Source organism: Microbacterium sp. Leaf161, from assembly GCF_001423645.1.
Lineage (GTDB): Bacteria > Actinomycetota > Actinomycetes > Actinomycetales > Microbacteriaceae > Microbacterium > Microbacterium forte.
This window is the reverse complement of the sequence record NZ_LMOW01000001.1, coordinates 1825329-1846660: the sequence shown is the minus strand read 5'-3', so window position 1 is coordinate 1846660 and position 21332 is coordinate 1825329. Positions and strand designations below refer to the sequence as shown.

The following is a 21332-nucleotide window of genomic DNA, read 5'->3' as shown; positions in this document are numbered from 1 at the left end:
GCATCCACCGATCAGTGGATGTCAGAGTCCGTCGCTTCACGGCTACCGCGCGAGCTCTTCCGCGGGCACGCTGGGATCATGACAGACAGCGTGATCGAGGTGCGGGACCTCCGCAAGGACTACAGCGGGTTCGCCGCCGTCGACGGCATCAGCTTCGACATCCGCCGGGGCGAGACGTTCGCGCTGCTCGGCCCGAACGGTGCGGGGAAGTCGACGACCATCGAGATCCTCGAGGGATATCGACACCGCACGTCCGGCGAAGTACGTGTGCTCGACGTCGATCCGCAGCGCGGCGGCCTGGACTGGAAGGCGCGCTTGGGCATCGTGCTGCAGTCGACCGGCGAAGCGGGCAACTTCACCGTGCGCGAGCTGCTCACCGAGTTCGCCGGGTACTACCCGCGCCCTCGCGACATCGACGAGGTGATCGCAGCGGTGGGCCTCGAGCAGAAGCAGCGTTCCCGTGCGGGAAAGCTCTCAGGCGGACAGCAGCGCCGCCTCGACGTCGCACTGGGGATCATCGGCCGACCCGAGATGCTGTTCCTCGACGAACCGACCACGGGTTTCGATCCAGAGGCCCGCCGCCAGTTCTGGGATCTCATCCGCTCGCTCAAGGCGGAGGGAACCACCATCCTGCTGACCACCCATTACCTCGACGAAGCGGCTCAGCTCGGCGACCGAGCCGCGGTCATCACCGCGGGGCGGATCGCCGCGATCGGACCGATCGACGAGATCGGCGGCCCGGACGCACGCACACCGGTGGTGCGCTGGCGGGATGCGACGGGCACGCGCCATGAGCAGCGAACGCCGACTCCTGGAGCGTTCGTCTCGGAGCTGCAGACGACGATCGGCGAACCCGATGCCCTGGAGGTCGTCCGTCCGACCCTCGAGGACATCTACCTCGGCCTGATCCGGGAACACGACGCCGCATCCGCCGCGGACTCCACGCCAGACGACAGCCTCACCGACCTGAAGGAGCCGGCATGAGCACCATGACCGCACCGACGCGCTTCGGCCTCCCCCGCACGATCCGACTCGGCGTGCGTCGCATCGGCTTCGAGCTGCGACAGTACTTCCGTGCGGGAGATCAGGTCTTCTTCACGTTCCTGTTCCCCACCGTGATGTATCTGATCTTCGCGACCATCTTCACCGGCGACGTCGGCGAGGGCGCTGACAAGGTGAGCATGGCGACGTACTACCTCCCCGGACTCATCGCGGGCGGCATCTTCCTCTCGGGAGTGCAGGGCCTCTCGATCGAGATCGCAGTCGAGAAGAGCGACGGCACGCTGAAGCGCCTCGGAAGCACCCCGATCTCGCCCGCCACGTACTTCATCGGCAAGATCGGCGAGGTGTTCGTGACCGCGATCCTGCAGATGGCGCTGCTCCTCACCGTCGCGGTCGTGCTCTACAAGGTGCAGCTGCCCTCGGACGCCGAATCCTGGGGCCTGTTCGCCTGGGTGTTCGTGCTCGGTCTGCTCTCGTGCACGCTGCTCGGCATCGCCCTGTCGGCGCTCCCGCGTTCGGGCAAGACCGCATCGGCGGTGGTGATCCCGGTCGTGCTGCTGCTGCAGTTCATCTCGGGCGTCTACATCGCCTTCTCAGCCCTGCCCGAGTGGCTGCAGAACGTCGCCGCCGTGTTCCCCCTCAAGTGGATCGCTCAGGGGATGCGAGCGGCGATCCTGCCCGACTCGTTCAAAGCCGCAGAACCGGGCGGCGAATGGAACCTCGGTCTCGTCGCGATCATGCTGGCGATCTGGCTCATCGCAGGCTTCATCCTCAGCCGCGCGACCTTCCGCTGGATCCGACAGAGCGGATGACACCGGCGTCGCTGTCGCCCCGGCGCGCGGTTCGACGTCATCGCGGCGTCGGGCTGTGCGTCGGGCCGTGCATCGGGCCGTGTCGAACAGTGGAAGAGTGGTGCGCATGAGCCGCGTGATCCGCCGAGAGCGCCTGGGGTGGGACATCGCCGCGACCGCGCTGCTGCTCGCGGTGGCCGGCCTCTCTCTCACCCTCCCGCAGAGCTTCCCCGGGTCACGCTGGGTGCTCGTCGCCATCACCGTCGGGGTCTTCCTCGTCTACGCGTTCGGCGCCCGCGCCTATGTCGGGATTCATGAGGGCGTCGAGGATCCTGCGCCCGCTGTCTCGGCGCTGCTGCAGGTCGCGATGATCTCGCTTCTCGCGGTGGGCGTCGCGATCGAGCCGAACATGCTGCTGCTGCAGACCCTGGTGCTGCCGCTCATCTGGATGACGTCACGATCGACCCTGCAGGCCGTGCTGGTCACGGTGGGCAACGGCGTCGTGCTCGGTCTCGCCTACGGCTACTGGGGCGACTTCACCGCCGATGCGCTCAGCACCGGTTTCCTCTCGTCCGGTCTGTCGACCGCGTTCAGCCTCGCTCTCGGCCTCTGGATCACGCGCATCGCCGAGTGGGGCGTCGAGCGCCAGAATCTCCTGGCGGATCTGACCGACGCACAGGCGGGCCTCGAGACGGCGAGCCGCGAAGCCGGCGCGATCGAGGAGCGCGCTCGTCTCGCTCGCGACGTCCATGACACGATCGCCCAGAGCCTCGCGAGCATCGTCATGCTCGCAGAGCGCGCGCGTCTCGACGGATCGCCCGCGGCGATCGAGCTGATCGAGAGCGCGGCACGAGAGGCGCTCGTCGAAGCCAGGGCTCTCGTTGCCGTGACCTCGCCCGCGCCGTCCGCCGGCTCGCTCGGAGACGCGCTCCGCCGCCTCGGAGCCCGCTTCGCGAGGGAGACCGGCATGCGCGTCGATGTGTCGGCATCGGATGCTGTGCTGGCGCGAGACGTTCAGGTCGTCCTGCTGCGCTGCGCGCAAGAGGGCCTCGCGAACGTGCGCAAGCACTCCGGCGCCGCATCCATTCGGGTCACGCTCGCGATCACCGATTCCGCGGAGCTCCGCATCCGCGATGACGGCCGCGGACTCGGAGGAGTCTCGATCGACGATGACCGCGGATTCGGTCTTGCCGGGATGCGGGAGCGGCTCTCCCTCGTCGGCGGCACCCTGACCGTCGCAGACGGGACGCAGGCCGGCACGGACCTGACCGTACGCATCCCGCTGCACGCCGAGTCCACGACCGAGGCAGAGGCCGAGGCCGAGAAGGAGACGACGCCATGATCCGAGTCATCGTCGCCGACGACCATCCGATCGTGCGGTCCGGCATCGTGGGACTCATCGCCCTCGATCCGGGGCTCGAAGTCGTCGGGCAGGCGGCGAACGGCGCGGAGGCGGTCGACCTGGCCGCTCGTCTGCGCCCGGATGTCGTGCTGATGGATCTCCGGATGCCCGGCACCTCCGGCATCGAGGCGACATCGCGCATCGCTGCCGAACTGCCCGAGGTGCGCGTTCTCGTCCTGACGACGTACGAGACCGACGACGACATCCTCGGTGCGATCGAGGCGGGGGCGAGCGGTTACCTCCTCAAGGCCGCCCCGCAGGAGGAGATCGTCGCGGGGATCCGCGCCGTCGCTGACGGCCATACGGTCCTCGCCCCGACGATCGCCGCCACGCTCGTCACGCGGATGCGCGGCGACCGACCGGGCAGACCTCAGCTGAGCCCGCGGGAACGCGAGGTGCTCCGCCTCGTCGCGGCGGGTCGCAGCAACCCGGAGATCGGCCGAGAGCTGTTCATCGGCGAGGCGACGGTGAAGACCCACCTGATCCACGTCTTCGAGAAACTCGAGGTCTCCGACCGCACGCGCGCCGTGACGCTCGCGCTCGAACTCGGCCTGATCTAGACGACGACGGACAACGCGAACGGCCCCCATCCCGAGGGATGAGGGCCGTTCGAATCGACGATGCGGACTGTCTACGCGCGCACGAACTGGGTGGCTGCCGGGCAGTCGAACGGATCAGCACCGGCGGCGAGGCCGACGCGGTTGAGGTACTCGATGACGATCGCGTACGAGCGCAGAAGGCTGGTCTCGGTGTACGGCACGTCGTTCGAGACGCAGTAGTCGCGGACGATCTCGCGGGCCTTGGAGAGGTGCGGACGCGGCATGTTCGGGAACAGGTGGTGCTCCACCTGATAGTTGAGACCGCCCATGAGCCAGGTGGCCCACCATCCGCCGCGGATGTTGCGCGAGGTGCGCACCTGCTTCGAGAAGAAGTCGAGGCGGGCGTTCGGATCGATGATCGGCATTCCCTTGTGGTTCGGGGCGAACGACGCCCCCATGTAGACGCCGAACACGGCGAGCTGCACGCCCATGAAGGCGAACGCCATGCCGAGCGGGAGCATCAGGAAGACCGGGATCAGAACGATCGCGAACCGGAGGGCGATCAGCCCCAGCTCGATCCAACGGCCCTTGGCCTTCTTGCTGGTCACCAGGTGCTTGACGCCGAGATAGTGGAGGTTGAGCCCCTCGAGCGTCAGCAGCGGGAAGAACAGCCATCCCTGCTTGCGCGTGATCAGGCGGACGATGCCGCGCGACTGCGCCGCATCCGTCTCGAGGAACGAGATCGTGTCGACCTCGATGTCGGGGTCCTTTCCGACCTGGTTCGGGTTTCCGTGGTGCTTGGTGTGCTTGGAGTCCCACCACGAGTAGCTGATGCCGACGACGCCGGCGGCCAGGATGCGAGCGAGGCGGAAGTTCGCCGGGCCCGAGGTGAGGATCTGGCGGTGCGCCGCCTCATGGGCGAGGAACGCCACCTGCGTGAGGACGAGGCCGAGGCCAGCGGCGATCAGCAGCTGGAACCAGCTGTCGCCGAGCAGGATGAAGCCGGTGATGAGTCCTCCGAGGGCGACGGCGAGGCCGGCGGCGACGAAGATGTAGAACCATCCGGCACGCCGGAGAAGGCCCGTCTCCCGGACGACCTGCGACACCTGCTTGTAAGCGTGCGTCATCGGGGGGATGTCTGCGTTTCCGGAATACGTCTGGCGTACCGGTCCGAGCGAGGCCGCGGTCTTTTCGACCTGTGAAATGGAGATGTTGCTCTCCCGTCGATTCGAGCCCTTGAGCTGTGATAAGCCCAAGGCAGATCGCCCAACGCTTAACTCAACCTAACCCCCCGCACATGCGCCGTGGGGAATACATCGGCACCCCTTGACGATTCACAGGTCCTGTGAATGAAACGGTCAGGCGCGGGCTCGCCGAGGGCGTCTTCTCAGCGCGCGCGGGAGCGCGAACGAGAAGGTGCGTGCGCGGCGCTTCGGGGCGTACGCGCCCTCGAGTGCCTCGCGCGCGTCGTCGAGAGAATCGAAGGCGCCGAGCTCGGTCCCGCGCTGATCACGGGCGAGGTGGGTGGTGCCGTCGAACTCGATGAAACCGGCGAATTCGCCTGATCGGGTCGCGACGTGCACGTCTGCGTCGGCCTGTTTCCAGGTCAACGGATCGGAAGGAGGAAAAGTGGTCATGCTCATGGTCATACTCATTGCTGTGTGACGGGCACGCGATGTCGCGACCCGCAAGATGTGAGATCAAGGGCGGATGCCGCGCGCATCGATGCACGTGGTCCGTAATGGCCCTGATCAGTGGCTCCGTGGACGGCCTAGATAGGGCCAGAACACACGGTGCTCCATCAGTCTAGCAGGTCGGCTTGGCCGGTGCGCGTTTCAGCTTTCGGCCGGGACCCACACACGCCGCGGGTGGCCCGACGACCCCGCCATGATCCAGGCCCCCTCGGGCTCGGGCCGTGCGTCATCGGCCGCATCCGCCGTCGCCGAGTCCTCCGTCACAGCGTTCTCCGTGACGATCGGCACCTGCTCCCTCGGCTCCGCGTTCTCCCCCGCCGCCCACGCGTCGCGGATGATCCGCCGAGGGTCTTACTGCCGAGGATCCAACGCCGTCCAGTCCTGGCGGATGCTCGCCACACCGGTCTCCTGCTCGGCTCGCCGCGCCGCGTCGCCTGCGAGCAGGGTGACACGGCGGACGAGCGCCCCGAGACGGCGCGCGTACTCGGGCAGCCGTCGAGGACCGATGATCACCGCCGCGATCAGCGCGACGAGGAACAGCTTCTCGATCGTGAGTCCGAACATCGTCATCCCTCCGTCGCGCCGGCGGTCATCGCAGCCGCGCTGCGGCGCGCTCTGCGGTCATGGAGCCAGGCTATGAGCAACGCCATCAGGAACAGCGCGGTCATGGGAACGGCGATCAGGAACATCGACAGCACATCGGCAGCCGGGGTCACGATCGCGCTGAACAGGACGATGGCGACGATGACGATCCGCCAGCTCCTCGCGATCGCTCCGGCCGAGACGACGCCCAGCAGATTGAGCATCACCAGGAACACGGGAAGCACGAAGGCGATGCCCGTGGCGAGCACGATCTTGAGGATGAAGTCGACGTAGTACGACGCCTGCAGCAGGGTGCTGTCTTCGGTCGCGGCGAAGCTCGCAAGCAGTTCGACCATGCGAGGGAACAGCAGGAGACCCGCCAGGCAGCCGCCGGCGAACAGGGGGACGGATGCCGCGAGGAACCCGAACGTGTACTTCTTCTCCTTCGTGGTGAGGCCGGGGGCCAGGAAGGCGAGGAGCTCGTACATCCACACGGGACTCGACAGAGCGACACCCGCGAAGAGTGCGATCTTGAGCTTGAGGTCGAATGCCCCGGTGATGCTGTCGTAGTTCAGGCTCGCGTCGCGCGACTCGGCGAGCGCAGTGATGGGTGCCCGAACCACCTCGAGGATCTGGTCTGACAGCACATAGCCGGCGGCAACCCCGACCAGGAGCGCTGCCGCCGCGCGGTACGAGCGCGTGCGCGCCTCCCGCAGGTGCGACGACAGGGGCGTCCTGGTCGGAGCGGACGACGTGCTCGCCTCGACGGCGTCAGCGACGAGCGCGGACACGTTCTACTCCGCGGCCCGCAGGGCAGGCGTGATGACGTCGGCGGAATCGCGAGCATCCGCCGGGCTGCCGACGCTCGGTGCCGGCTCGATCCGCGCCTCGCTGGAGGTCTCTGCGACCTCCGACTTGAGGATGCGCATGGACTGGCCGACGCTCCTGGCGAGGGCGGGGAGCTTCGCGGCGCCGAAGATGAGGACGACGATCGCGAGGATGATCAGGGCGTGCCACCCTGTGAGGTTCTGAAGCATGTCTTCCTTCTTTCTCGTATGAGGTGCGTGGTTCGTGATCAGTCGGACGGCGGCTCACCACCGCCGCCTGGGCCGCCCTCGCCGCCCGACGGGGCGGAGCCCGCGCTCGGCGTCGTGGTCGTGTCGACGCCCACCACGAGCGATGCGGAGTACCCGCTGCCAGCGTCACCGGTGACCGTGGCCAATTGAAGGGCGCCGGAATCGTCGCCGAAGACGTTGTCGGAGGAGAGGCTCGTCTGCGCGAGGTTCTGCGAGGACCCCGGGTACCGCGAGTCGGCGTAGACGGTGGCGCAGACGTCTTCCGGCAGCGCCAGCTGGGAGGTGGCGATGGCGTTGGCCGAGTCCGTGATCGAGTCGACGTCCGGATAGACCTCGAAGTGGATGTGCGGCCAGCGGCCCGAGTAGCATCCGGGGAAGATCGACCTGAACGAGACCTTGCCCTCGGCATCCGCGACCTGCACTCCGCGGAGGTAGGTGACGTCCTCGAGGCCCGAGGAGTACATCGAGTACTCACCCTCGGCCGTGCAGTGCCACGCGTAGACCGCGACTCCCTCGAACGGGACGCTGCCGTTCGCGAGGTCCACGACCTGCAGCTCGAACGTCAGGGGTACGCCGTCTGCAGTCGCCGAGCCGTCGATCGAGGTCGTGATGTCCTGACGCACGATGCCGGACTCCTCGAGGACATCCGGCCCGTTCGAGCCGTCGCCGGGGTACGGCCCTGCGGTCTCATCCGGGATCTCGCCCGTCGCTGTGGTGGCCGTCGATCCGGACGAGCCACCCGTGTCGGTCGTCGCCGTCGAGTCGCTCGTGCTCGACGTGGTGCTCTCCGACGGAGCGCATGCGGCGAGGACCAGCGCACCCACCCCGAGCCCGGCGAGTCCGAGCACGCCGCGGCGGGTCACCAGCGTGCGGATGTCGAAGGCGGCGCCCTGATCGACGACCTCCTCGTCGGCGCGGTCGAGCAGTCGCCCCTCGTAGGTCGGGCCCTCAGGGGTCTGGACGGGTTCGGGGATGCGGCTCATGATCGTGCTCCTCTCGGTGTAGATGGGTGTCGATGTACCCATGGTCACGGAGGGCCCGATCAGCGAGCTATGTCTCGTCTATGCGAAGACTATGACTCCCGGCGGACGGGCGGGTGCAGGACGAGCACGACGACGATCACGACGAGGACGGCGGCCGTGATCGCCACCGGGATCGGCAGGATCGGGTCGAGCAGCACCACCGCCGCACCGAGCGGGATGACCGTGTTCACGACTCTGTCGGCGTGCTCGCGGATCGCGATCCACCAGATGCCGAGCAGGAACAGCGCGATGGGGATGGCCACCGTGAGAGAACCGACGGAGTGAGGGAGATGACTCTCGCCGGTCAGGACGTCGAGCTCGACCTCGATTCCGGCCGAGAACGCGGCGGCCGCGGCGAAGACGAAATAGTGCGAGTACCCGTAACGGAGCGACCGCCCGAACGTCGTGATCGCCTTGTGATGCGGCGGCCAGAAGTAGATCCACCACAGCGAGGCGGTCACCACCAGGGTCAGCACGGAGATCGAGATGAGCGGTACGAAGGAGTCGAGCTCGTTCCTCGCATCGATGATCGCGTTGGCGGAGGCGAGGAGGCTCTCACCGAGCACGATGAGCGTGAAGAGACCGTAGCGCTCCGTGATGTGATGCGGATGCCAGGGCGTCTGCTTGCGGTGCTCGGCGAACACCGGCACGCTGATCTCGACGAGCGCGAAGACGACGAAGGCCACGATCTGGAAAGGCCCCGACGGGATGAACAGGAACAGCACCCACAGCGCCTGCACACCGGCGATGCCGAAAGCGTACCGACGGGTCGCGGCCTTCAGCTCTCCCGCACCACGTGACGCGCGCAGCCATTGCCCGATCATCGCGAGACGCATCACGATGTAGCCGATCACCGGCAGCGTGAAGTCACCGCGCTCGAACGCCGCAGGGATCCCGGCCGCCAGCACGAGGACTCCGCCCATCTGCACGATCGTCGTGACGCGGTAGAGCCAGTCGTCGGTGTCGAACGATGTGGCGAACCACGTGAAGTTCATCCACGCCCACCACACCGCGAAGAACACCAGCGCATAGGAGGTGATGCCGTGGACGAAGTCGCCGTGGCTCAGCGCATGGTGCAGTTGGGCCGAGGCGATGCTCACCGCGACGACGAAGACGAGATCGAAGAACAACTCGAGCGTGCTTGCGGTGCGATGCGGTTGCGCCGGATCCCTGGGCAGCATGCGACTGAGATGGAATCGGGTCGCTGAGGTGGTCGTCACGCGGTCAGAATATCGGCGCCGCTGGCCCCGGAGCGCATGTACTGGAATAAAGGTTGATCCACTCGCGTGAATTACCTTCCGCTGAACGTCCGGTTCCGCTAGAGTGAACGAAGTCTGCAGTGCCTGCTGCCAGCACCACCGTGTGGGACGGTGACCGCAACTCGTGATTTGGGATCACGGATGCAGCAGGACCCGAGGGGTCGGGACGCAGACGATGCCATGGACGTGGGGTCCGTGGTCTGGGGAATATCTGGGGAAAACTATGGCGCACTGGGGAATTTTGCGTACATTCACGGCTCAAGGGGCCTCGGCATGACTTCCGTCGAGGATGCTCTGAGCATCACCCGCACGGGTACGGTCTTCACGCCGGTCGCTGCTCCGCGAGCCGCCAAGTCGGTCACGCGCACGGTGGTCACACCTCGCGTGTCCGCAACGCTGGAGCGACGCCGTCAGTGGGAGCGGCGTTATCGGATGCGACTGCGGATCACGGATGCCGGGGTCATCCTGTTCGCAGTCGGAATCACAGCAGCGGTCCAGGTGATGACCGGTGTCGCAGGGGAAGAGGCCCTGCGAACCGGCACTCTGCTGGGCACGCTCTGGTATCTGATGCTCGGCGCGCTGCACACCCGTGACGCAGCGCTGTTCCGCGCCAGCGCCACCGAGTACCGCGGTGTGGCACACGCCAGCGGGCTGGCGTTCGGGATCATCGCCATGCTCAGCGTCGTGCTCGGTTGGCAGACGACGCAGCTCGTGCTGCTCGTCGGCCTGCCGCTCGGTGTTCTCACGCTGCTCGTCACCCGCTGGGCGTGGCGGCACTGGCTGACGGCGCAGCGTGCGCGAGGGCGTTTCGCCTCGCGCACGCTCGTCGTCGGCAACCGCGACGACGTCGAGTACGTCATCCGCACCCTGCACCCGATCGGTGCCTCCGGGTATCAGGTCGTCGGCGCGACGCTGCTCGACGGCAACGCACGCGACGTCGAAGCCCGCGGCGCGCAGTTCCCGGTGCTCGGCAACGTCAACTCGGTCTCGACCGTGGCCGCCGAGCTTGGCGCTGACACGATCATCGTCGCGAGCCGTCCCGACGGCGAGCCCGATTTCGTGAAGCACCTCAGCTGGCAGCTCGAGGGCACCGCAGCAGAACTCGTGCTCTCCAGCCGCCTCACCGACGTCGCCGGTCCGCGCATCTCCTTCGCACCGGTCGAGGGGCTTCCGCTCATCCAGGTGCAGATCCCCTCGTACGAGGGCGGTCAGCACGTGCTCAAGCGTGCACTCGACATCGCCGTCGCATCCGTCGCGCTCATCCCGATCGCGCTGATCACGCCGATCCTCGCCCTGCTCGTGAAGCTCGACTCGCCGGGGCCCCTGTTCTTCTCTCAGGAGCGCGTCGGCCGAGATGGCCGCACCTTCCAGATCATGAAGTTCCGCTCGATGAAGACCGATGCCGAGCAGCAGCTCGCGACGCTCCAAGAGAAGAACGAGGGCGCGGGCCTGCTGTTCAAGATGAAAGACGACCCGCGTGTCACCCGAGTCGGCCGAATCCTGCGCAAGCTGTCGCTCGACGAGCTGCCGCAGTTCTGGAACGTCCTCATCGGCGACATGAGCGTCGTGGGTCCGCGCCCGCCGCTTCCTTCCGAGGTCACCGCCTACGACGGCACCGTGTTCCGTCGTCTCTACATCAAGCCGGGCATCACGGGTCTGTGGCAGGTCTCCGGCCGCAGTGACCTCTCGTGGGACGAGAGCGTTCGTCTCGACCTGCGCTACGTCGAGAACTGGTCGGTCATGAACGACCTGCAGATCATGTGGCGCACTGCCAAGGTCATGGTGCGGCCCAGCGGGGCATACTAGTCACAGAACACTGTGGTTCGGTCCGCCGGGGAGGCGGATGCAGAACCGTGACGCAGTGAAGTGGGTGCGGAAGCACCCGACATGAGGGGAAAATCACCGTGCCATCAACCGTCCGGATACTTGGCACCCATGGCGTTCCCGCCGCCTACGGCGGCTTCGAGACGGCCGCCGAGAACGTCGGCCTGTACCTGCGCGAGCAGGGGTGGAACGTCATCGTCTACTGTCAGATCCCCGGGGAGGGGCCGACGACGGTGGACGAATGGAACGGCCTGCAGCGCGTCCTGATCCACGAGCCCCGCGAGGGCTGGAAGGGGACCTCGGCGTTCGACCTGACCTCCATCCGTCACGCGATGCGAGCGCACTCGGATGGCGATGTCTGGCTCACCTTCGGCTACAACACCGGCGTGTTCGACGTGATCCCCCGGCTTCGCCGGATCCCCAATGTCATCAACATGGACGGCATGGAGTGGACCCGCAAGCGGTGGGGTGTCGTGAAACAGGGAATTCTGCTCGCCAACGAACGCCTGGCCGGCCTCGTCGGAGACGTGCTGATCGCAGACCACCCGGTGATCGCGACGTACCTGCGTCGGCACTTCGGGAAGAAGCGGGTGCAGACGATCACCTACGGCGCGCACGAGGTCACCGACGCGCCGACCGGCCCCGTCGAAGCGCTCGGCCTCGTCCCCGATCAGTACGCGACGATCGTCTGCCGCCCGATCCCCGAGAACTCGGTGCTCGAGATCGTGAAGGCGTGGTCGTCCGCGAAACGCGGCATGCCGCTCGTGGTCGTGGGTCCCTACGGAGATGATGATCCATACCATCTCGCCGTGCGCGCCGCAGCCTCCGATGAGGTCCTGTTCCCTGGGGCGATCTTCGAACCCGAGCGTCTGCAGTCGCTCCGCTTCCACTCCGCTCTCTACCTGCACGGGCACACGGTGGGCGGCACCAACCCGTCACTGGTCGAGGCGATGGCCGCGGGCAACGCCGTGATCGCCCATGACAATCCCTACAACACCTGGGTCGCCGGACCCGACAACGCCTACTTCACCGGAACCGACGATCTCGCCGGTCTGCTCGACGATGTGCTCTCCGATGACAGCAGAAGGCGGCGCATGGGCGCCGCCAGCCGTGACCGTTTCCACGCTGAGTTCACGTGGACCAAGATCGGCTCCGAGTATGAACACGCTCTTCGCACCGCGCTCGCGCGTCGCGGGCACGTACAGCAGCAGACAGGGGTAAACGCATGATCGATGTCGCAGTGGTCGGACTCGGGAAGATGGGGCTGTCTCATCTTTCGATGATCAAGGCCCACCCCGACGTGAATCTGGTGGGGGTGTGCGACGCCACCGGCTATCTGCTCGACATCCTGGCCAAGTACACCGGGGTCAAGCCCTACAAGGACCTCGACAAGATGCTCGACGAGGCCCGCCCGCAGGCCATCATCATCGCGACGCCGACGCACCTGCACGCCGGGATGATCCGGAACGCACTCGAGCGCGGCATCCACGTCTTCTGCGAGAAGCCGCTCGTGATCGATCCGGCCGACAGCATCGAGCTCACCGCGCTCGCCGAGCAGAAGGGACTCGTCACCCAGGTCGGTTATCACAATCGCTTCGTCGGTGCTTTCAGCGAGGTCAAGCGCCTGCTCGACCTCGACGCCATCGGCACCGTCAACACGGCCCTCGCCGAGGCGTACGGCCCCGTCGTGCTGAAGCCCGCCGGGCGCACCTGGCGCAGCGAGCGCGCGACCGGGGGCGGCTGCCTCTACGATTACGCGGCCCATCCGCTGAACCTCCTCACCTGGTATCTCGGCACGCCGGACTCGGTGAGCGGAAGCCAGTTGACGAGCATCTTCTCGGCGCAGATCGACGATGCGGTCGCGAGCACGCTGCACTACCCGAACGGCACGGCGCAGATCATCTCGAACTGGTCCGACGAGTCGCAGCGCAAGATGACGACCAAGATCACCCTCTGGGGAACGAACGGGCGGATCTACGCCGACCGGCAGGAGATCCACGTCTACCTGCGCGACACCGCGACCATCCCCGACGGATATCGCGTCGGCTGGAACGTGCGGTACACGACCGACCTGACGGAAGCGCCCTGGTTCTATCTTCGGGGCGAGGAGTACAGCGCTCAGCTCGACTCGTTCGTGCAGCGCGCTCAGGCCGGCGCGTCCGCCGGGCTCAACGACTTCGCCTCAGCGGCGGTCACGGACAGGGTGATCTCGATGATCAGCGAAGATGCTCTGCGCGACGGCTCACGGCTCACCGCCGACGCCGCGTCCGATCTTGCAGTGAACACGGCACCGAAGGGGCGCATCGCGGCAGCACTGACCGCACTGCGCGGAGGGAAATGACCATGACGACACCCACGCGAACCATGGACCGGCTTCTGTTCGGTGACAACCAGTTCTTCGGCGTCAATCACATGTCCGAAGAGAAGGCCCGCGCTCAGCAGATGCGGTTCCAGGACACCGGTGCGATCATGGGGGTGCTCGATGCCGCGTACGACGAGGGCGTTCACACGTTCATGTGCACCACGCATGATCGCATCTCGGAGGTGACCGACCACGTCCGCGCACATCCGGACCGTTATGCGGACATGACGTTCTTCCCGTGCATGCCGTATGCGCACAAGTACGCGAACGCTGTGACGGAAGACGGGTTCCTCGGCGCGATCCGCAAGTTCCTCCCCGAGGAAGGACTGCTCGACAGCATCGCGCGCGGCACGTCGTCGCTCGCTCGCAAGGACATCGAAGGCGTGACGACCCTGCTCATCGACGCCGAGATGAAGATGTTCGAGGGGCTCGACACCCCCGTCATCTGGCTGCAGAACGTCGTCGTCGATCTGCTGTCGGGTCTGGGATTCACCGACGCCTTCCGGATCTTCGCCGACCACGTGCGCAAGCGCTACAACGCGGAGCCCGGTTTCATCACCATGAACCTCCCTCGATTGCTCGATGACCTCGACAAGGCCGGCGTCGAGAACCCGATCGTGTGCTCCAACATCAACAAGCTGGGGTTCCGCATGTCCGGCGGCGTCGAGGCGTACCGTGACGCCATGGAGAAGCGCCAGTTCCGTGCCGTCGCGATGTCGGTGTATGCGAGTGGCGCGATCCCGCCTCGCGAAGCCATCGAGTGGGTGACCTCGCTGCCGAACCTCGAGTCGATCGTCTTCGGCGCATCCAGCCGTGCGAACATCGCATCGACGGTGAGCCTGGTCGACGAGTACTGGCCTCAGCGCTGACATGCCGAAGGGTGACCCGAACGTCGTCCTGATCGCCAACCCCGGCTCCGACCTCTACGGCTCGGATCGGATGGTTCTCGAAACCGTGCGCGCGCTCGTCGGCGCGGGGCGGAGGGTCGTGGTGACCGTACCCATGGCAGGGCCCCTCCTGCCGCTGCTCGAGGAAGCCGGAGCCGAGGTCGTCGAGTGCGCGACACCGATCGTCCGCAAGGGTCTGCTGAACGCACGGGGACTCGTGGAGCTGGTCGTGACGACGATCAAAGCCGTCGGCCCCGGCCTCAGCCTCATCCGACGCGTCGACCCAGGCGCGGTGATCGTGAACACCATCACTCCCCCGCTGTGGATCCTCCTCGGCCGCATCAGCCGACGCCGCACGGTCTGTCACGTGCACGAGGGCGAGGGCTCGGTCGCCGGCATCGTGCGCCGCGCCCTGTACCTGCCGCTCGTGTTCAGCGATCGCGTCATCGCGAACAGCGACTTCACGCGTCGCGTCCTGGCGTCCTCCGCTCCTCGGGTCCGCGACAGGACGATCGTGGTGCACAACGCGGTCCCCGGTCCAGGTGAGGTCGTTCCACCGCGAATCGCGCTCACCGCCCCGACGCGCCTCCTCTACGTCGGTCGACTGTCACATCGCAAGGGCGTGCACGTGGCGGTCGATGCGCTCGACGCGCTCGTTCGCGAGGATCGCGACGTTCGTCTCGACGTGGTCGGCGCTGTCTTCCCCGGCAACGAGGCATACCTCGATGAGCTTCGCGCCCAGGTCGCCCGCTGCGGACTCGAGGATCGGGTGTCCTTCCTGGGATTCAAGTCGTCGGTGTGGGACGACCTCGCGCGCAGCGACATCGCCGTGATCACCTCCCTGGTCGACGAGACGTTCGGCAACACCGCCGTCGAGGCCGCTCTCGCCGCGCGTCCTGCGGTGGTGAGCAAGGTCGGTGGTCTGCCGGAAGCAGTGAGTTCGTCGCAGAGCGCGACGCTCGTCGCCGCCGGCGACGCTGCTGCACTCGCGGCGGCGATCGCCGCCAAGATCGACGATTGGCCCTCGCAGGCGGCTCTCGCCGTATCGGATTCCTCGGCGGTCGCGGACGCGTTCTCGGTCGATCGGTACACCGACGGGATCCTCGCCGCACTTCTTCGCTGAAGGTCTAGCGAGATCTATCCACAGGACTCTTGTCCCCCATCCGGTGGACATGATAGGATCACGCTCACTGGGGATAGCGTCATTTGGGGATGACGCAAGCCGATCGACTCGTTCTGAACGGGTCGACATCGGCAACCCTGATTGGGGAATCTGGGGAATCGACAATCATGGTGATTGCGCGTACAAGCATGTCCATCGCGGCCCTCGCGCTCTGCGTGAGCCTGGTCGCCTGCAGCGGCACCGGGGAGCCGTCGAGCGGAGCGGATCCGACGGTCACATCGTCGGCGACTCCCGCTCCTGAACCGTCCGCGAGCTCCGCGCCGTCGGCGAACTCGGGAGCGACCACCCCCGACGAGCCTGTCGCGAAGATCGAGCGTGCGGGGCACTCGGATGCACCGACCGTGAAGGCGGACCCGGCGGACACCTCGGATGCCGTGTCCTACGGCGACGGCGTCAGCGTCCGCATCGACGACGTGTCGTTCGGCAAGGAGACGTCGCAGGGACCGGGGAGCTTTCCGGGCCGCGAGTACGCCCGGCTGACGATCACGATCGACAACGGCTCCTCCGACTCGATCGACCTCGGCACGTCGGTGCTCACGGTGCTCGATGCGAGCGGCGCGACCGCGGTGCGCGTCTACGCCGCCGAAGCGGAGGTCACCGACTTCGCCGGCACGGTGGCCGCAGGCAAGAGCGCCACCGCGACCTACGCCTTCGCGCTCCCCGTGGATGCGCGCGACGAGGTCACCGTGGTCGTCGACTTCGACGGCGACCATACATCCGCCGTCTTCCGCGGAGGGCTCGACTGACATGTCCACGCTGAGCCCGTCCGCGACCACCGATTCCGACCGCTTCTCGACACGAGGAACCTCCATGACACGCACCGCTCGCGGAGCAGACCGTCTCCGTCGCGTGATCGCCACGATCGCCACCGCCGCGACAGCCCTCGCCGCGATCGCATTCATTGCTCTGCCCACCGAGTCAGCGTCCGCCGACACACCAGGACAGCCCAACACCGTCACCGCTGACGTCCTGCCCACCTGGCAGATCAACGGTGTCGTGTGGAGTCAGGTCGTGGCCGGGAACACGGTGTACGTCACGGGCAGCTTCACGAAGGCACGCCCGCCGGGGGTCGCCGTCGGCGGGCCGGGCGAGATCGACGCGAACAACGTGTTCGCGTTCGACATCACCACAGGAAACCCCGTTCCGAACTTCAGCCACTCCTTCGACGCTCAGGGTCTCGTCGTACGAGTCACCCCCGACGGCAAGACCGTCTACTTCGGCGGCGACTTCACGGCCGTCGATGGTCAGGCCCGCGCGCACGTCGCGGCCTTCGACGTCGCCACCGGCACGATGCTCGACTGGGCGCCCCGCACGGACGGACAGGTGAGAGGCTTCGCCTTCGCGGGCGACACCGTCTACGTGGGCGGCAACTTCCGCTCCAGCGGCGGTCAGCCGCGCAGCGAGCTGGCGGCCTGGAACACCACCTCCAAGACGATCACGTCGTGGGCTCCGTCTGCGGCCGGCGACGGATTCGTATGGGACATGCTGATGTCGCCCGACTCCTCCCGCGTCATCATCGGCGGCTCGTTCACCACCCTCAACGGGGCACCCGCATACGGCATGGCCTCTGTCGACACCGCGACCGGGGCCGCACTCCCCTGGGCCGCCACCGACAAGATCAAGACCGCCGGGCTCAACGGAGCGATCTCGAGCCTCAGCACCGACGGCACGCAGGTCTACGGCACCGGGTACGCGTTCGGTGCAGGAGCATCATTCGAGGGGACCTTCGCGGCTGACCCCTACACCGGCCAGATCAACTGGCTCAACGACTGCCTCGGTGACACGTATGCGAGCTTCCCGCAGGGCGGCGTGCTCTACTCCGTCTCGCACAAGCACGACTGCAGCGTTGTCGGCGCCTTCGGCGACACCAACCCGCGCTCGCGCTGGGTGAAGGCGATCGCCGAGAGCACCACGCCCACGGGTGGCGTGATCACCAAGAAGGACGCCTACGGGTGGGACTTCACCGGTCTTCCCTACACGGAGCAGCTCAACTGGTACCCCGATCTCGAGTTCGGCACCTACACGAGCGCGCGTCAAGCCGCATGGTCGGTCACCGGAAACGCGAACTACGTCGTTTTGGGCGGCGAGTTCCCGAAGGTGAACAACGTGGCGCAGCAGGGCCTCGTCCGGTTCGGCAAGACGAACGTCTCGCCGCACGCCGTCGCCCCGGTCTACAACGCCGGCCTCACCCCCGCGCCGTACTCGAACGAGTCCGGAGTGGTGAGGGTCCCGTTCACCAGCGTCTGGGATCGCGACAACGCCACGATCACGTACGACGTGTTCCGCAGCCCCTCCGTCAAGATCGCGACCTTCACCCGCACCGACGGCCGGTTCTGGAACCTGCCGAGCCTGAGCATCACCGACAGCGGCCAGACGCCGGGAGCGCAGGTGCGCTACCAGGTCAGGGCCAAGGATGCCGACGGCAACGTGCAGTGGAGCGCCTGGTCGCCCTATGTGACCGTGTCGAGCACGCCGACCGCCACGTACCGCGCAGCGGTGAGGGCAAGCGGTGCCAGCCACCTCTGGCGCCTCGACGAGACGACCGGAACGCGACTGTACGACGACGTGGGGAACGCACCCGGTACGGCCACGAGCCTCACGCTCGGCTCGTCGGGCGCACTGCTCAACGACTCCAACGCGGCGATCACCTCTGCCGGGGGAAGCACGCCCAAGATGACGACGCAGGATGTCAGCACCGCGACGCCGGCCGCGACGGTCGAGGCGTGGGTGAAGACCACCAACACGAGGGGCGGGCGCATCGTCGGCTTCGGCGACTCCGCCACGGGCACGTCGACGTCGGGGATCACCGACCGAGTGCTCTACCTCGACAACTCGGGACGCGCGAACTTCGCGATCAACGACGGCTCCTACCGCACGATCTTCAGCCGCACCGCGGTGAACGACGGCAACTGGCACCACATCGTTGGCACCGTGGGCGCCGAGGGCATGCAGCTCTTCGTCGACGGCAAGCGCGTGGATCGCGATCAGGCACGCACCTCGCCGAAGGTCTATGACGGCTACTGGCGCATCGGCGCAGACCAGACGAACGGCTTCACCAACAAGCCGACCAACGCCGGTCTCGCAGGCACGATCGACGACGTGGCGGTGTACCCGTCCGCCCTGACTCCGGCCGACATCCAGTCGCACTACCTCGCGAGCGGGCGTTCGGCCGCGTGGACCGCAGCTCCGACCGATGTATACGGCGCCGCGGTGTCGACGGACAAGCCGGATCTCTACTGGCGTCTCAACGAGACGGCGGCGGGCACCATCGTCGACTCCGCCTCCGGCGGGACGACGGGCAATCTCGCCGGAACCGTGACCCGCGGGCAGACGTCCGCGATCGGGACCGGAACCGCGACCACCTTCAACGGCACGACCGCGCTCGTGGTCGCGCAGGAGCCCTGGACGGCGCCGACCACCTACAGCGCAGAGCTGTGGTTCAAGACGACGAGCAACAAGGGCGGCACGCTGATCGGATTCGGCAACGCCACCAGCGGGCTCAGCACCCAGTACGACAGACACGTCATCATGCAGAGCGACGGAAAGGTGCAGTTCGGAAGCGGTCAGCCGCAGACGACCCTGGTCACCCCCACCGCCTACAACGACGGCCAATGGCACCACGTGGTCGCCACTCAGGGCGCCGACGGGATGAGGCTGTGGCTCGATACCCAGCTCGTCGGCAGCAACTCGATGGCGAGTTCGGAGAACTATCGCGGATACTGGCGCATCGGCGCGGACAGGACGTGGGGCAGCACGTCCAGCAACTACATCGCCGGAACACTCGACGAGGTCGCCGTGTACCCCTCGGTGCTCTCGGAGCAGCGGGTTCGCGATCACTTCGCAGCGAGCGGCCGCACCGTTCCCGGGCGTGCACCGGTGGCGGCATTCACCTCGGTGGCCGACAAGTTGAAGATCGACGTCGACGCGAGCACGTCGACCGATGCCGACGGGGGGCCGCTCGCCTACGCGTGGGACTTCGGTGACGGCACGGTCGCGACGGGGGCGACGGCGTCGCACGTCTACACCGCCGGGGGCACCTACACGATCACGCTGAAGGTGACGGACAGCACCTCGCTCGTCAACACCCTCACCCGGTCGGTCACGGTCGCCCCTAACCAGGCTCCCACCGCGGCGATCAGCGCCACCACGGATCACCTCGACGTCGCACTCGACGGATCGGCATCGTCCGACCCCGACGGCACGATCGCGTCGTACGAGTGGGACTTCGGTGACGGCACGACCGGCACCGGCGCCACCACGACCCACACCTACGCGACGGCGGGCGACTTCACCGTGACTCTCACGGTGAAGGACGACAACGGCGCCACTGCCACCGAGACGCGGGCCGTCACGACGACGCTGGCGCCGAACCAGGATCCGACGGCGGCGTTCACGACCGCGGCGAACCTGCTCGCAGTGACCGTGGATGCCACGACATCGACGGACCCTGACGGGACCATCGACATCTACGCCTGGGACTTCGGTGACGGCGGCAGCGGATCGGGAGCGACGGCGTCCCACACCTATGCGAGCGCCGGCACCTACACCGTGAAGCTCACGGTGACGGACAACCGAGGTGGCACGGCGACCGTGACGCATGACGTCACCGTGGCGCCGAACCAGGCACCGTCTGCGGCCTTCACCACCTCGGTGGCGAACCTCGCTGTGGCTGTCGACGGCTCGGGCTCAGCGGATGCGGACGGAACCGTCGCGGCCTACGCCTGGGACTTCGGCGACGGCGGCGCCGCTTCGGGAGCGACGTCGTCCCACACCTACGCAGCCGGGGGCACCTACACCGTGACCCTGACGGTGACGGACGATCGGGGGGCGACAGCCACCACGACGAAGTCGGTCACCGTCGCGGCACCGCAGGTGTGGGCGCAGGATGCCTTCACCCGGACGGGCACCAACGGATGGGGCACCGCGACCACCACCGGCGGCGCGTGGACCATGTTCCCGACCAGCGCGACGGCCCTGAGCAAGTTCGCCGTCAACGGCACCGGCGGAACCGTCACCCTGTCAGCGGGGAACAACTACTCGGCCTCGCTCGCCGGCTCGACGCCGTCGACGAACACCGAGGAACGGTTCACGGTGGCGTTCAACCAGCCGTCCACCGGTGGCGGGTTCTACTTCTCCGCTCTCGGACGACAGATCGACACTGCCAACGACTATCGGGCGAAGTTCCGCGTGGCGTCGAACGGCGTCGTGTCCCTCTGGCTGACGAAGACGATCGCCGGGGTCGAGACGGTCCTCTCGTCGACGACCGTCCCCGGTCTGACGATCACGAGCGCCGACCAGCTGAGCGTCGAGTTCCAGGTGACGGGCACCAACCCGACGACCCTCAAGGCGAAGGTCTGGCGCACCGCCACCACAGAACCGACAGCGTGGACCCTTTCGACGACCGATGCCACGGCCTCGCTGCAGGCCCCCGGCTACGTGGGCGTGAACAGCTACCTGTCGTCCAGCGCGACGGCCGTGCCTGTCGTCTACACGTACGACGACTTCTGGGCAGGGCCCGCGCAGTAGTCAGTCATCCGTGACACGAAGGGCCGAGGCGATCACCGCCTCGGCCCTTCTGGGTTGATGACACGCCCTCACCGAAGGTCGGGAGTCGCGATGAGGGGCACCGGGCATGGTGATCGCGGGCGCCACCCCACACGCTCTTCTGCCACCGAGACGGCTGAGAGGCCGTGGGCACATGCGCCCACG

Annotated in this window: 18 protein-coding genes; 11 read left to right on the top strand and 7 right to left on the bottom strand. The window is 67.1% G+C overall.

Annotation, left to right across the window (positions count from 1 at the left end; genetic code table 11):
* The first annotated feature begins 78 nt into the window (after window positions 1-78).
* The 4 genes from ASF87_RS08910 to ASF87_RS08895 all read left to right on the top strand — a co-directional run bounded on the left by ASF87_RS08910 (window position 79) and on the right by ASF87_RS08895 (window position 3755).
* Window positions 79-984, top strand: coding sequence for an ABC transporter ATP-binding protein (locus tag ASF87_RS08910; protein ID WP_056375550.1), 906 nt, complete (start codon window positions 79-81; stop codon window positions 982-984).
* Window positions 981-1814, top strand: coding sequence for an ABC transporter permease (locus ASF87_RS08905; protein WP_056375549.1), 834 nt, complete (start codon window positions 981-983; stop codon window positions 1812-1814). Before ASF87_RS08910 ends, ASF87_RS08905 begins: the two co-directional genes overlap by 4 nt.
* Window positions 1815-1920: 106 nt before the next feature.
* Window positions 1921-3135, top strand: a complete 1215-nt coding sequence (locus ASF87_RS08900) for a sensor histidine kinase (RefSeq protein ID WP_157550037.1) — start codon at window positions 1921-1923, stop codon at window positions 3133-3135.
* Window positions 3132-3755 carry a response regulator gene (locus tag ASF87_RS08895; RefSeq protein ID WP_056375547.1) on the top strand — a complete coding sequence of 208 codons (624 nt, stop codon included), beginning with the start codon at window positions 3132-3134 and terminating at the stop codon, window positions 3753-3755. Before ASF87_RS08900 ends, ASF87_RS08895 begins: the two co-directional genes overlap by 4 nt.
* 71 nt (window positions 3756-3826) lie before the next feature.
* Here ASF87_RS08895 and ASF87_RS08890 read toward each other — a convergent pair whose 3' ends face one another.
* The 7 genes from ASF87_RS08890 to ASF87_RS08860 all read right to left on the bottom strand — a co-directional run bounded on the left by ASF87_RS08890 (window position 3827) and on the right by ASF87_RS08860 (window position 9289).
* Window positions 3827-4945 carry a fatty acid desaturase family protein gene (locus ASF87_RS08890; RefSeq protein ID WP_056376428.1) on the bottom strand — a complete coding sequence of 373 codons (1119 nt, stop codon included), beginning with the start codon at window positions 4943-4945 and terminating at the stop codon, window positions 3827-3829.
* 147 nt (window positions 4946-5092) lie between these two features.
* Entirely contained in the window at window positions 5093-5377 is a 285-nt protein-coding gene (locus ASF87_RS08885) for a hypothetical protein (RefSeq protein ID WP_157550036.1), read from the bottom strand.
* 402 nt (window positions 5378-5779) lie between these two features.
* The gene (locus ASF87_RS08880) at window positions 5780-5992 is read right to left on the bottom strand and encodes a Sec-independent protein translocase subunit TatA/TatB (RefSeq protein WP_162238678.1); all 213 of its coding nucleotides are present in this window, start codon (window positions 5990-5992) and stop codon (window positions 5780-5782) included.
* A 2-nt stretch (window positions 5993-5994) separates the two neighbouring features.
* Window positions 5995-6801: a twin-arginine translocase subunit TatC gene (gene tatC, locus ASF87_RS08875; protein WP_082508811.1), complete on the bottom strand. Its 807-nt coding sequence runs from the start codon at window positions 6799-6801 to the stop codon at window positions 5995-5997.
* 3 nt (window positions 6802-6804) lie between these two features.
* Window positions 6805-7047, bottom strand: coding sequence for a twin-arginine translocase TatA/TatE family subunit (gene tatA / locus ASF87_RS08870; RefSeq protein WP_056375544.1), 243 nt, complete (start codon window positions 7045-7047; stop codon window positions 6805-6807).
* A 38-nt stretch (window positions 7048-7085) separates the two neighbouring features.
* Window positions 7086-8069, bottom strand: a complete 984-nt coding sequence (locus ASF87_RS08865; protein ID WP_056376426.1) for an intradiol ring-cleavage dioxygenase — start codon at window positions 8067-8069, stop codon at window positions 7086-7088.
* Between the two features lie 89 nt (window positions 8070-8158).
* On the bottom strand, window positions 8159-9289 hold the full coding sequence (locus ASF87_RS08860) for a low temperature requirement protein A (protein ID WP_056376425.1): 1131 nt from the start codon (window positions 9287-9289) through the stop codon (window positions 8159-8161).
* A gap of 351 nt (window positions 9290-9640) precedes the next feature.
* Between ASF87_RS08860 and ASF87_RS08855 the strand changes: the two genes are divergently transcribed.
* The 7 genes from ASF87_RS08855 (at window position 9641) to ASF87_RS08825 (ending at window position 21149) form a co-directional block, all read left to right on the top strand.
* Window positions 9641-11173 carry a sugar transferase gene (locus tag ASF87_RS08855; RefSeq protein WP_056375543.1) on the top strand — a complete coding sequence of 511 codons (1533 nt, stop codon included), beginning with the start codon at window positions 9641-9643 and terminating at the stop codon, window positions 11171-11173.
* 98 nt (window positions 11174-11271) lie between these two features.
* Window positions 11272-12420: a DUF1972 domain-containing protein gene (locus ASF87_RS08850; RefSeq protein WP_056375542.1), complete on the top strand. Its 1149-nt coding sequence runs from the start codon at window positions 11272-11274 to the stop codon at window positions 12418-12420.
* Complete coding sequence (locus ASF87_RS08845; protein ID WP_042536937.1) at window positions 12417-13532, top strand: Gfo/Idh/MocA family protein; 1116 nt, start codon at window positions 12417-12419, stop codon at window positions 13530-13532. Before ASF87_RS08850 ends, ASF87_RS08845 begins: the two co-directional genes overlap by 4 nt.
* Before the next feature lie 2 nt (window positions 13533-13534).
* On the top strand, window positions 13535-14422 hold the full coding sequence (locus ASF87_RS08840) for a hypothetical protein (RefSeq protein WP_197065936.1): 888 nt from the start codon (window positions 13535-13537) through the stop codon (window positions 14420-14422).
* 1 nt (window position 14423) lies between these two features.
* Complete coding sequence (locus ASF87_RS08835; RefSeq protein ID WP_056375541.1) at window positions 14424-15563, top strand: glycosyltransferase family 4 protein; 1140 nt, start codon at window positions 14424-14426, stop codon at window positions 15561-15563.
* A gap of 188 nt (window positions 15564-15751) precedes the next feature.
* On the top strand, window positions 15752-16369 hold the full coding sequence (locus ASF87_RS17720; RefSeq protein WP_056375540.1) for a DUF4352 domain-containing protein: 618 nt from the start codon (window positions 15752-15754) through the stop codon (window positions 16367-16369).
* Window positions 16370-16433: 64 nt separating this feature from the next.
* The gene (locus ASF87_RS08825; RefSeq protein WP_162238677.1) at window positions 16434-21149 is read left to right on the top strand and encodes a LamG domain-containing protein; all 4716 of its coding nucleotides are present in this window, start codon (window positions 16434-16436) and stop codon (window positions 21147-21149) included.
* The last annotated feature ends 183 nt before the right edge of the window (window positions 21150-21332 follow it).

Bases quoted from the DNA above. Each gene is read 5' to 3' on its own strand.
- ASF87_RS08860 (WP_056376425.1), bottom strand. From the start codon at position 9,289: ATGCTGCCCAGGGATCCGGCGCAACCGCATCGCACCGCAAGCACGCTC.
- ASF87_RS08855 (WP_056375543.1), top strand. From the start codon at position 9,641: ATGACTTCCGTCGAGGATGCTCTGAGCATCACCCGCACGGGTACGGTC.
- ASF87_RS08845 (WP_042536937.1), top strand. From the start codon at position 12,417: ATGATCGATGTCGCAGTGGTCGGACTCGGGAAGATGGGGCTGTCTCAT.
- ASF87_RS08880 (WP_162238678.1), bottom strand. From the start codon at position 5,992: ATGTTCGGACTCACGATCGAGAAGCTGTTCCTCGTCGCGCTGATCGCG.
- ASF87_RS08825 (WP_162238677.1), top strand. From the start codon at position 16,434: ATGACACGCACCGCTCGCGGAGCAGACCGTCTCCGTCGCGTGATCGCC.
- ASF87_RS08905 (WP_056375549.1), top strand. From the start codon at position 981: ATGAGCACCATGACCGCACCGACGCGCTTCGGCCTCCCCCGCACGATC.
- ASF87_RS08835 (WP_056375541.1), top strand. From the start codon at position 14,424: ATGCCGAAGGGTGACCCGAACGTCGTCCTGATCGCCAACCCCGGCTCC.
- ASF87_RS17720 (WP_056375540.1), top strand. From the start codon at position 15,752: ATGTCCATCGCGGCCCTCGCGCTCTGCGTGAGCCTGGTCGCCTGCAGC.
- ASF87_RS08885 (WP_157550036.1), bottom strand. From the start codon at position 5,377: ATGAGCATGACCACTTTTCCTCCTTCCGATCCGTTGACCTGGAAACAG.
- ASF87_RS08865 (WP_056376426.1), bottom strand. From the start codon at position 8,069: ATGAGCCGCATCCCCGAACCCGTCCAGACCCCTGAGGGCCCGACCTAC.
- ASF87_RS08895 (WP_056375547.1), top strand. From the start codon at position 3,132: ATGATCCGAGTCATCGTCGCCGACGACCATCCGATCGTGCGGTCCGGC.
- ASF87_RS08840 (WP_197065936.1), top strand. From the start codon at position 13,535: ATGACGACACCCACGCGAACCATGGACCGGCTTCTGTTCGGTGACAAC.
- ASF87_RS08900 (WP_157550037.1), top strand. From the start codon at position 1,921: ATGAGCCGCGTGATCCGCCGAGAGCGCCTGGGGTGGGACATCGCCGCG.
- tatA (WP_056375544.1), bottom strand. From the start codon at position 7,047: ATGCTTCAGAACCTCACAGGGTGGCACGCCCTGATCATCCTCGCGATC.
- ASF87_RS08910 (WP_056375550.1), top strand. From the start codon at position 79: ATGACAGACAGCGTGATCGAGGTGCGGGACCTCCGCAAGGACTACAGC.